Consider the following 11,790-nt stretch of genomic DNA (forward strand, 5'->3'; position numbering starts at 1 on the left):
TTGATGTTCATAATCATTCTTCTTTAAATAAAGTAAAAGGTCTAAAACGTAGTAATTAAAACACGTTTTAGACCTTTTTTATTATTTTAATAGATGACTTTTAGCTTATTGTTCTCACTTTTAGTGTAGAACCACTTTGCTCAACTACTTCTATAGGAGTTCCTTTAGAAATAAAGTCACCTTCTGTAGTGGCATCATATACCTGATCATCAATTTTTACTTTTCCTGCTGGTCTTAAAACTGTATAGGCAAGTCCTGTAAGACCTACATAAGAGGTAACCAAGAAATCCGCAGAACTATCTAATGTATCTTCTAAAGCAATTTTATTAAACATTGGGCTATCCAATAATTTATGACCGAACAAGAAGATTCCTCCTCCGCCAATAAAAATAGCAGATGTAACGCTAATTAAAGAGGTGGCAATACTGTCAGTAGAAACAAAAGTGAAATCGAAATAGTCGTTATCTAGCATTACCAATGTAAGTCCTAAAATTAAACTAACAATTCCGGAAATTCCTGTAATGCCAAAGCCAGGAACAACAAAAATTTCTAGCATTATTAATACGAGACCTGCGGCAATTATTATTAGCTCCCAATTTGCGGCCATACCATTTAGGTAATAGGGTACTAAATATAAAATAGCAGCAAGTATAGCTGCTGCAATAGGAAATCCTATTCCTGGAGATTGAAGCTCAAAATAGATTCCTCCCAAAATTATTAATATCAGAATACTACTTATGGCAGGGTTTAAAAACAATGAAATAATAGATTCTGTTGTTGGAGGAGTATATTTTTTAAGTTCATAAGAACTAATGTTGTTTCTTTCTAAAATCTCTTTAACTCCAGTCACCTCTGCTTCACAGAATCCATGCTTTATAGCTTCAGTAGTAGTAAATGTAATAACTGCACCTTCTTCAGAAACACCTTCAACTACTAGGTCTTGATCTACCATTGCTTCAGCGATTTGTGGATTTCTTCCATTTGCTTCAGCAGTAGAGCGCATCATTGAACGCATATATGATTGGTATTTATCAGGAGCTTTTTCTCCAGATCCACCCATAACTACAGTTGCTGCTCCAATATTAGAACCAGATTCCATGTAGATAGAATCACAGGCAATAGATATTAATGCTCCAGCACTTGCAGCATTTTTATTGATAAATGCAAAAATTGGTTTTGGATAATCTAAAATTAACTGACGAATTTTATCAGCATCATTTACAGCACCGCCGTAAGTATCAAGATCAATAATTACATAATCTGCATTTAATTCAGTGGCCTCGTTGAGTGCATTTTCTACTAATCTAGAAGTTCTTGGGTCAATTTCAGCACGTAATGCAAATTCGAAAACGATGGGGTCTTTATCTTCTGCAAATGTGTTTAGGCTACTAAATAGTAATAAACCTAATAATATATAATGAACGAATTGTTTCATGCTATTCGAGTAAGTTTTGCTGTTTATTATAAAACTATATTTGGCTTAATCGGTTTTGTTTTTTCTCGATTATCTTATAAAGATACGTATTTCTTCATTAAATGATGAGATTCTTCTGCTTTTACATTAATGCTCTATTGGAATAAAATTTAGAAAATGGAAGTGTAAAAAGAGAATTGAAATTTTAATTTATTGTACTTCTTGATAAGCTCTAAAATTGGTTTCATTTTCTTAAATATTTTTGGGTAGTCTGTGATAAATAGTGATCTTTGAGCCTATCAAAATACAGAAAATAAGATATGGATAAACTTCAATTAAACTATTCTTTTAAAGCACACGGTCTTATCTGGCGCGTAATGTATTCAGCGTCTTTAAAGGTAATATTATTAGAGATGCGTGATGGAGAAAGAAAAGAAGTAAGTTTTGCAGCTTTGAATGTAGTATCAGGAAAAGTATTGTGGGAAGGTCTACAATTAGATGATTCTTGGTGGGTATCTATGGCAGGTGTGAAAGATGGCTTTTTGTATTTTTCTCGATTTGATGCAGAAAGTAGTATTCCTAAAGTCAGTAACCTGATAAAATTAGATATTTTAGAAGCTGCAATTATTGAAGATAATCAAGAAGATCCAATAGACTTAGTAAGTGCCGAGAACTTTACTTTACCTATAGTTTATTCAAAAGAGGTTTCTCATAATTCAACATTAACGGAGTTTTTAGGTTCAAAAAATTACATAGTTGAAGAGGGAGATATTCATTATTTAGAGAGCAATGATAAAATTATTTTTGTGTTCTTAGAAAATAGTAGTGGTGAACTTCGTAGAAAACTATTAATTTGTAATTTATCCGGAGATGTAATCTACGAGGATACTATGGATGTAGCTGTAAAAGCACAGATTATGGATAGTTTCTTTGTAGTAGAAAATATGCTTCTCTATATTAAGGATAAAGAAATTTGGAATGCAGTTCCCCTAGCATAAATATCAATAGGAAACATACAACATGAGAGTATTACTTTTTTTTCTCTATTTTTTCATTCTTCCAATTGTAGCTACATACGCACAAACTACAGTATCACACGAGGTACAAGATCAAGAAACTTTATTTTCAATATCTAGAAAGTATAATGTGTCTGTAAAAGAAATTGTCGACGCTAATAATATTCAGAATAATGTTATTAAAATTGGACAAGTGCTTACAATTCCTCAAAAAGGTGCAGAAGAAGATCCTTACAATGTTCCAGCAACAGAAGTAATACCTGCAATAAAAATTACTCCAGCTCAAGATGTAGTAATTAAAGAAGCTATTTATTATTCAGCTCAAGATGGCGAAACACTTCGTCAAGTTGCGTACATATATCAAGTACCTGTTGATAGCTTGGCTGTTTGGAATGGATTTTTACCAGATCAAATGTTAGTAGAGAATCAGCAAATTGTAGTTAGCTTAACAGGTGAAGTAAATAAGGTAGATGAAACTGCAAAGAAAGTACAATCAAAATCCTATGCAGATTTAACGGTTCAAGAAGCAGAAGATTATGATATTCCAATGCAAAAAGTAGAGAGAGGTAATGGTATTATTGTCGATTTACCTAACAATACAAGTAAGCTAATGGCACTGCATAGAAAAGAAACAATTGGCTCTTATATAAAAGTTATTAATCCAAATAATGATAAAGAAGCAATTGTAAGAGTGGTAGCCGCTTTGCCAGATCAAAGTATTGCAGATGGAGTGATTATTAAGATTTCTGAGCAGGTAGCAAAGAAAATTGGAGTTGTAAACGAAGAATTTAGAGTAAGAGTTGAGTACAATCAATAATTGCTTTAATTAAATTAGATTATGAAGATTGCTATTCTTTCTACCTTTTATCCGTTAAGAGGTGGAATTGCCACTTATGGGGCAGCACTTTTATCAGCTTTAGAAAAAGAAGGACATGTTGTAAAAGCATTTACTTTTTCTAGACAATATCCTGATTTTTTATTTCCAGGAAAGTCACAATACATTACAGAAGAAGATAATGTAGAAAAAATAGCATCTGAAGAAGTTTTGGACTCCATTAATCCAATCACTTATTATACTACAGCCAAAAAAATAAAAGCATTTAAACCTGATGTTTTAATTACTCAATTTTGGATGTCGTTCTTTGGCCCATCTGTAGGTACAGTAGCTAAATTATTAAAAAAAGATTGTATTACATTAAGTATTTTGCATAATGTAATTCCTCACGAAGGTCGTTTTTTTGATAAACCTTTTACAAAATACTACTTAAATCAACATCATTGTTTTGTTACAATGAGCGATGTTGTTGAAAAAGATTTAAGAAGTTATGAGTCTGAAAAACCGAGTTTGGTAAGAGCTCATCCATTATATAATCATTTTGGCGATCCACAGAACCAAGAAGAAGCTCAACTAAAATTAGGTGTGGAATCAGATAAAAAGACATTATTGTTTTTTGGCTTTATAAGAGAGTACAAAGGTTTAGATATTCTTATTAAAACATTTGATCAACTCGACGATTCATATCAATTACTAATTGCAGGAGAGGTTTATGGTTCTTTTGATAGTTACATGCAACTTATACAAGAGAATAGAAATAAGGAGCGAATTCATATCTTCAATCAGTACATTTCAGATCAAGAAGTTGGTGATTATTTTTCTGTTGCAGATGTTTGTGTGTTACCTTATAAATCTGCTACTCAAAGTGGAATCACATCAATTGCATTACATTTTGAAGTTCCATTAATTGCAACAGATATGGGTGGTTTAAAAGAACTTATAATTAATGGAGAGACAGGAGAAATTGTTCCTTCTGCTACTGTAGAAGACTTAAAAAGAGGTATTGATACTTTTTTTATTAATGATCCTCAGCAGTATAAATCAAAGATTGTTGAGTTAAAAAAAGAAATGTCTTGGGAAAATTTTGCAGCACACTTAGAAGACTTCATTTTTAAATTAAAAAGAAAATAACGTAGCAAGATATTCTATTTTCTAAGGTTCAAGTAACTGATTAAAAACATCATCTATAATATCATTTACCCAATACCTGTACATTTTTGCCGAAGGATGAAGACCATCTGAAGCAATTAACGTACGATCTTGTTTTGCCATTTTAGAGATACTTGTAATATTAAAAAAACGAACTCCTTCAGCATAAGTCAAATTTGCTTTTGAAGAATTGTATTTATCTATTTCTGTAGAAATACTTGGTGATGGTGCTGAATAAGTTGCTCCGTAATCTGGTATACTAAGAACAACAACATTATCAGGGTTATTGTTACCATATTTAATTGCTGTAGTTAAAAGTTGTGGATATTCGTTTAGGAATGTATCAAAATTAATTCTTTGATACTGGTTATTAACCCCAATCAATAAAGTAACAAGGTCGTAATTAGTTAAAAGTGTGTTTTTTTGTGCTTCAATTGCGTTTATAAGGTTTTTTGTTGTCCAACCTGTTTGAGCAATATAGGTTACTTCTCCAATAGAATATCCTTTTGATTCTAATTGTGCTTTTAACTGTTCATTCCAACGGTCTTTTTTCTGAACACTAGCCCCAATTGTGTAGGAGTCTCCTAAAGCTAAAATGTTTAAAGATCGAGTGGGGATGTTTTCATTAAGTACTGTAGCAGTAGTAGTAGAATTATATGAAGGAGAGGGATATTCTTCAGTTTGATTAGTACAACCGAAGATTAAAATACTTAATAGTCCAATCAGATAGCTTTTCATGAGTAATTATTTATTAAAGGCACAAAGCCTATTTCGTTTGTCTTACTATATGAGTTAAAACATCAAAAAATAGTTTTTGTTTTGAATCAAAATAAAGTACATCATGTAATTATACTAGAAGATAGTTATTTTTGCTTTTCAACTTATAGAACACTTATGAGAACAACAATATTTTTAGTATTAAGTCTACTTTTTTCAATTTCTACTTTTGCACAAAAAAAAATAGTGGTAATGCCTAAGGTTGCTAAAGGAGGGACTATTTGCAATGCGTATCAGGTATATGATAATAAGATAAGTATTAGTGCAGTAGAAAATGTATACAAAAGAAATAGATATAATGTTGTAAGTTCATCTGCAATTATAGAACAATTATATTCTTCTGGAGGATGCTACAAAGCAAATGATGAAGTTCAGAATGAAATAATTTCTCAAAATGGATTGAAATTATATACTCAGATTGCTGCTAAAACAAAGACATCTTATAACGGTTCTTTTGTAGAAATTACTGTAAATGTTTTTGATGTTTCTGAAAGAAGATTGTTGGCCACTCAATTATCTAAATCTACTCCCAATTATTCTAAAGATAAGAAGAAGCAAATAGAACAAGCATTTGAAAAAATAATTAAGCCTCTGATGCAAACAGCTACGGCTAATCTTGCTGCAGGCAAATATCTTGATGCCCCTAAGGCAGTAATTATACCTGTTGTAAAACAAGCACCTCAAAAAGAAACACCAAAAGAAGAGGTTATCTTGATAAAGAAAGAAGAACCTAAAGAAGCAGAAGTAATTGAAGTGTTTTCTAGCGATGTTGATATTAATATACCTACAACATCAGTTGTAAATGAAGATGCTGTTGCTGTTATTATTGGTAATAAAGCTTATAGAAATCCAGATGTACCAGAAGTAAAGTATGCAATTCATGATGCTAAAATTATGAAAGAATACCTAATAAAAACATTTGGGTTTAGAGAGGGAAATATTATTTATAAAGAGAACGCTACTCAAGCCGACTTTAATGCAATATTTGGTATTAATGGTAATGCCAAGGGGAAATTATACAATTATGTAAAACCAAATAAGTCAGATGTATTTGTGTTTTATAGTGGTCATGGGGCACCAAACCCAGAATCTAAAGAAGGCTTCTTTGTTCCGGTAGATACTGATCCGTCTTTAATTCAATTTAATGGTTACTCTTTAACTACATTTTATGAAAATTTAGGAGAGGTACCTTACAAATCATTAAATGTAGTGATAGACGCTTGTTTTAGTGGTTCTTCTGATGGAGGAATGTTATTAAAAAGTATTTCACCTGTTTTTATTAAGACAGAAAATAAGGTGATGAATGATGAGTTAGCTGTAATTATGTCGGCTTCTCAATCTGAACAAGTTGCTTCATGGTACAATGAGCAAAACCACGGTTTATTTACATACTTCTATTTAAAAGGTTTACAAGGAGCTGCAGATGAAAACCACGACAAGAAGATATCTGTAAAAGAGATGTCAGATTATATAACATCAAATGTGGAGTATATGGCTAGACGCTTAAATAATAGAGAACAGAAACCTCAAGTAGTTGGCGATGCAACTATCTTGATAAGGGAATAGTTTTTACTGTTTGAAGTTGAGCCAAAAACAATAGTAAATTATTGCTTTGGCACTTAGTTATTTACTCTCATAATTTTTTAAAGTTATAATTGTGTTTTTTTTAGTGAAAAAACACCACCCTACATTGTGATTATTTCTAAATGATTCTTATTTTTGCTTTAATAGTAAGAATCTATGCAAGAAAATAAGTACATATCATTCAAATTATTCCCATTTATGATGGCAATAGTTATCCTTTCAGCATTATTTGCTGAGACGGTGTATGCTGTGACTATTGATGCAACTGTAACCACTACAGTAGCAACTGCAACAGAGGACGACGCAGATCAAGGAAGTACTCAGAAAGCAACTTTTGATGTTTTAAAAGAACAATCAAATGCATTGCCACAAAGTACAGAAGGTATTCAATGGTGTAATGTTTTTGTAAAAACGTTGCCACCAACAGAAAACTTTAGATTGATCTTAAAGCCTAACGATAACATCAAACCTAATGGACATCAGCAAGATGCTCCAATTTCTGCACACAAATCTTGTGTGTTTGGCTTATACGCCGCCCCAAATGCACCTTAATTAAATCTAGTTAAGGGTTTTCCTATCATTTAATAGACACTTTTTACAGAATTTGTAGACAGGTTTCAACTTGGCTATAGTAATTCTTGTGTATATATATTTAATTAATCATTTCAGCTATTATATAGTATTTTTTTACAATTATGAGAAACAGAGGTTTTGTACTGTTTATTGCGATCACAGTGACGCTATTCAGTTTATTCGACCTATCATTCACAGTTGTATCTCGTTCAGTTCAGAACAGTGCAGATGAGTATGCAATGGATTCGAAAGGTCATGTAGACTATTTTAAAAAACAAGCTTACATTGATTCGGTATGGAAATTACCAGTTTATGATTTAGGCTTCACTTCTTACACTTACGAAGAGGTTAAAAACAAAGAACTAGCTTTAGGTCTTGACCTTCAAGGTGGTATGTCAGTAACATTGGAGGTTTCTCCAATTGAGGTGATTAAAGCAATGGCAGGTTCTAATGTAGATGCTGCTTTTGAAAAATCAATTGCTGCTGCATCTGCTGCAGAGAAAGAAAATAGAGAGTCTTTTACAGATAATTTCTTTAGTGCATTAGAAGAGAACGCTCCAAACGTTCCTTTTGCAACTTACTTTGCTACTTCGTCTAACAAAGGAAGAATTTCTTTTAATTCTCCAAATGATAAAGTTAAAAAATTAGTAGAGTCTGAAGTGGATGGTGCTGTAGATAGAGCATTTGAAATTATCCGTACTCGTATTGATAAATTTGGTGTTACTCAACCAAATATCCAACGTCTTCAAGGTACTAACCGTATCTCTATCGAGCTTCCTGGTGTTGATAACCCAGAGCGTGTTCGTAATTTAGTACAAGGTGTTGCAAAATTAGAGTTCTTAGAAGTTTGGACAAACCAAGAGGCACAGCCTTATATTTTCCAAATGAACCAAGCTTGGGTAAAACAAGAAGAAGCTCGTAAAAAATTATCAGGAGATGTAGCTAAAGCTGAAGCTCCTAAAAAAGAAGCATCTGAAAATTCTTTATTCGAAGGTGATTCTACAACAGCTGCTGCAGATTCTGCAAAAGTTGATGAAACTTCAGTTTCTCCTCTTTTAGCTAAAATGCAAGGTGGTTTAGTTTATGCTGATGATGATACTGCAGCAGTAAACAAAATGCTACGTGATACAGAAGTTATGGATGTTATCCCTTCTGATATGAAATTTATCTGGGCACACAAACCTCTTGCTGAACAAAATGGTAAGAGTTTCTACGAATTATTCCCAGTAAAGAAAGACCGTGAAGCAAAACTTGGTGGTGATGTTATTACAGATGCTATCCAAACTTTTGATCAAAGAGCTCAGCCTGCAGTTTCAATGTCAATGAATGTTGAAGGTGCTAAGAAATGGAAGAAAATGACTGGCCAAAACTTAGGTCGTCGTATTGCTATTGCTTTAGATAATGAAGTATATACTGCTCCAACTGTAAATTCTGAAATTGATGGTGGTCGTTCTGAAATCACTGGATCTTTTGATATCAACGAAGCAAAAGATTTAGCAAACGTACTTAAAGCTGGTAAATTACCTGCTCCAACTCGTATTATCGAGGAAGTAGTAGTTGGTCCATCATTAGGTAAAGTTGCACAAAGCGAAGGTCTTAATTCTGTATTATTAGGTTTAAGTTTAGTAATCGTATTTATGATCGTTTACTATGCTAAAGGTGGTATTATTGCAAACGTTGCTTTATTATCTAACATCTTCTTTATTGTAGGTATTTTAGCAGAACTTGGTGCAGCATTAACGTTACCAGGTATTGCAGGTATTGTACTTACAATTGGTATGTCGATTGATGCAAACGTACTTATCTTCGAACGTATCCGTGAGGAGCAAAGAGCTGGAAAGTCGTTATTACAAGCAATTAATAATGGTTATGACCGTGCATTCTGGACAATTTTTGATGCTAACGTTACTACTTTATTAACAGGTGCATTCTTATATGTATTTGGTATGGGACCAATTAAAGGTTTTGCAGTAACATTAATGATTGGTATTGTTTGTTCATTCTTCTCAGCAGTATTTATTTCTCGTTTAATTGTTTCTTACTTCACTAACAAGTATGGTGAGAAAACTAAATTAAGCTTCGAAACTGGTTTATCTAAGAAATTAGCTGGACAATCTAACTACGACTTTATGGGTAAGCGTAAGATTGCTTATGCTGCGTCTGTAGTTGTTATTATTGCTGGTCTTGCTTCTTTATCAATTAATGGTTTAAACTTAGGTGTAGATTTTACTGGTGGACGTAGCTATATTGTTAACTTCGATAAAGTAGTTGTACCTTCTAAATTACAAGCTTCTTTAGTGAAAGATTTTGATGGTAAATCTGTTGAAGTTAAAACGTATGGTAACGAGCAAACTTTAAAAATTACTACTGCATATCTTGTAGATGACGAATCTACTGAAGCAGATACTAAAGTGCAACAAATTATTGTAACAGGTATTGAGAAGTTTACTGGAGATAAATACTCTGATAAGCAAAAAGTTGATGCTGGTACTTTTGTTATCCCTTCTACATCTAAAGTAGGTGCTACTATTGCAGATGATATTACAGATGGTGCAGAAGAGGCAGTATTGTTCTCTTTATTAGGAATCTTTGCTTATATCTGGGTGCGTTTCCGTAGAGCAAACTTTGGTATTGGTGCAATTGCAGCATTAGTTCACGATACATTAATTGTATTTGGTGCTTTTGGTATTGCAAACTTATTAGGTGCTGGTTTTGAATTAGACCAAGTATTTATTGCAGCAATCTTAACTGTAATTGGTTACTCTATTAACGATACAGTGGTTGTATTTGACCGTGTTCGTGAAGAAGAAGAAGGTTCAAAAGATGGAGATCAATTAATTAACGTTATCAACAAGGCAATTAATGGTACATTAAACCGTACAATTATTACTTCGTTCACTACATTATTAGTAATCTTTGTACTATTAGTATTTGGTGGTGAAGCATTAAGAGGATTCTCATTCTCATTATTTGTTGGTATCATGGTGGGTACTTACTCATCTATCTTTATCGCTGCTCCAGTGGTATTTGATACTTCTAAAAAAGAAATCAGAAAGAAAGCTACTGAAACTGCTGCTGTAAAAGCATAGTTTTATTTCTTTTAAGATATATAAAAGCCCTTCTGAGGATTCTCAGAAGGGCTTTTTGCGTTAAAAAATCCCATTTCAATTAAATGAATGTTTACGTAGGTGTCTTTTATTACTTGCTGTACGTCAATAGTATATGTAATTAAAAAGACTCAAACTATGACAAATAAATTAAAACTTGTATTTCTATTATTATTATCATTCTGTTTAGGAAATCAAATCATTGCGGCAGATGATATTATAATTGAAAAAGATGCTAAGGTTTATATTCATAAATCTGGTAGAGGAACAACAGCTTATGCTTTTAATCCCAATGGTACTATGCAATACATTGTAGAGTATTCTGATGGATCTTTTTATGAGTTCTCAGGAACTTATAGGTTGGATAATGCCGTTGTAATGGTACATTTAGAGGAAGGGAAAGGTAAAAATAATTCCGGAATTGAGATGAATAATTTAAAGCCGAAAAGAGCAGATATCGAATTTCTTGTTAAAGATGATAGTATTATAGAGAGCGGAGCATCAAATATTTATCAATTATTACAAGATAAAAAAGAGGAGTAATCAATTCGTATGCTTATTTTTAAGTTTGAATAGATTAATGTCAAATAATCGATTTTTTTATTTTAGAATTCAACTTTCAAATTAAATAAGATGAAATTAATTCAGATCCTATCCATTCTACTAATTACAGCTTGTTCAGCTTTTGCACAAGGTTCGTATCCATTTGAGAAACAAATTGTATTTCAGCAATCTCAAAACGGGAATGTGCAAGAATATCCTAAGGCTACTTTATTGGTAGGCCCTGCAGAATATTTAGGAGCAAGAGTTGTATCAGAAGAAGATGCCGGTTCTCAGTATATGTTATGTGATTTTGAAAATAACAAGTACTTAATTTTAATGCGTCAGTTTGGACAGAAGATAGCTATAGAATCTCCTGTAGACCCTAAAACATTAGATGTATTAGGTATTAAAGATGTTCCTGTAAAAGAGAATAAAAAATCTAAAGAAGAAATCCTTGGAGCTAAATGTAGAGCTTTTGTAGGAGAAAAAGATGGACAGAAAGTAGAAGTTTTTATTGGTAAAGTAGATTTCCCAGCAAAAGGGTTAGAGAACTTAACTAAACTTTTAACAGAGAAAATTGGTATTGACTTGAATGATGGTGAGGTATTATTAGGAGTACGTTTTACTGATCCTAAAAACAACTCAAACATGATGATAAAAGCAGTAGAAGTTGTAAATAAAAAATATAACTTATCAACTGTAGGTTACAATAAAATGAGTACTAGTGGCTTCGGTTTCTAAGAAAATAATTTAACGTAAAAAAGCGAGTCATTCTCAATAAAAAGAATGACT

The 11,790-nt window shown here is 32.3% G+C and carries 10 protein-coding genes; 8 read left to right on the forward strand and 2 right to left on the reverse strand.

Translation table 11 applies throughout. From position 1 onward, the window contains the following. Window positions 1-100: 100 nt before the first annotated feature. Window positions 101-1,435: an NfeD family protein gene (locus KM029_RS17420; protein ID WP_144074460.1), complete on the reverse strand. Its 1,335-nt coding sequence runs from the start codon at window positions 1,433-1,435 to the stop codon at window positions 101-103. Between the two features lie 299 nt (window positions 1,436-1,734). Here KM029_RS17420 and KM029_RS17425 point away from each other — a divergent pair, with 299 nt between their 5' ends. Genes KM029_RS17425 through KM029_RS17435 form a run of 3 tightly spaced genes read left to right on the forward strand, consistent with a single transcriptional unit; the run spans window position 1,735 to window position 4,396 of the window. Continuing rightward, complete coding sequence (locus KM029_RS17425; RefSeq protein WP_144074461.1) at window positions 1,735-2,412, forward strand: DUF4905 domain-containing protein; 678 nt, start codon at window positions 1,735-1,737, stop codon at window positions 2,410-2,412. A gap of 22 nt (window positions 2,413-2,434) precedes the next feature. Continuing rightward, the gene (locus KM029_RS17430) at window positions 2,435-3,247 is read left to right on the forward strand and encodes a DPBB and LysM peptidoglycan-binding domain-containing protein (RefSeq protein ID WP_144074462.1); all 813 of its coding nucleotides are present in this window, start codon (window positions 2,435-2,437) and stop codon (window positions 3,245-3,247) included. Window positions 3,248-3,268: 21 nt separating this feature from the next. Next, complete coding sequence (locus tag KM029_RS17435; RefSeq protein WP_144074463.1) at window positions 3,269-4,396, forward strand: glycosyltransferase; 1,128 nt, start codon at window positions 3,269-3,271, stop codon at window positions 4,394-4,396. Window positions 4,397-4,417: 21 nt separating this feature from the next. On the opposite strand, the gene KM029_RS17440 is transcribed toward KM029_RS17435, so the two are convergent. Then, complete coding sequence (locus tag KM029_RS17440) at window positions 4,418-5,152, reverse strand: SGNH/GDSL hydrolase family protein (protein ID WP_144074464.1); 735 nt, start codon at window positions 5,150-5,152, stop codon at window positions 4,418-4,420. A 156-nt stretch (window positions 5,153-5,308) separates the two neighbouring features. On the opposite strand from KM029_RS17440, the gene KM029_RS17445 reads away from it, so the two are divergent. The 5 genes from KM029_RS17445 (at window position 5,309) to KM029_RS17465 (ending at window position 11,739) form a co-directional block, all read left to right on the forward strand. Then, window positions 5,309-6,757, forward strand: coding sequence for a caspase family protein (locus KM029_RS17445; protein ID WP_144074465.1), 1,449 nt, complete (start codon window positions 5,309-5,311; stop codon window positions 6,755-6,757). A gap of 174 nt (window positions 6,758-6,931) precedes the next feature. Continuing rightward, window positions 6,932-7,327: a hypothetical protein gene (locus tag KM029_RS17450; protein WP_144074466.1), complete on the forward strand. Its 396-nt coding sequence runs from the start codon at window positions 6,932-6,934 to the stop codon at window positions 7,325-7,327. 143 nt (window positions 7,328-7,470) lie between these two features. Then, complete coding sequence (gene secDF / locus KM029_RS17455) at window positions 7,471-10,437, forward strand: protein translocase subunit SecDF (protein WP_144074467.1); 2,967 nt, start codon at window positions 7,471-7,473, stop codon at window positions 10,435-10,437. 156 nt (window positions 10,438-10,593) lie between these two features. Next, the gene (locus tag KM029_RS17460; RefSeq protein WP_144074468.1) at window positions 10,594-10,998 is read left to right on the forward strand and encodes a hypothetical protein; all 405 of its coding nucleotides are present in this window, start codon (window positions 10,594-10,596) and stop codon (window positions 10,996-10,998) included. A 90-nt stretch (window positions 10,999-11,088) separates the two neighbouring features. Next, a complete protein-coding gene (locus KM029_RS17465) occupies window positions 11,089-11,739 on the forward strand; it encodes a hypothetical protein (protein ID WP_144074469.1) in 651 nt (216 codons plus the stop codon). The last annotated feature ends 51 nt before the right edge of the window (window positions 11,740-11,790 follow it).

The organism is Flammeovirga kamogawensis, assembly GCF_018736065.1.
Classification (GTDB): Bacteria; Bacteroidota; Bacteroidia; order Cytophagales; family Flammeovirgaceae; genus Flammeovirga; species Flammeovirga kamogawensis.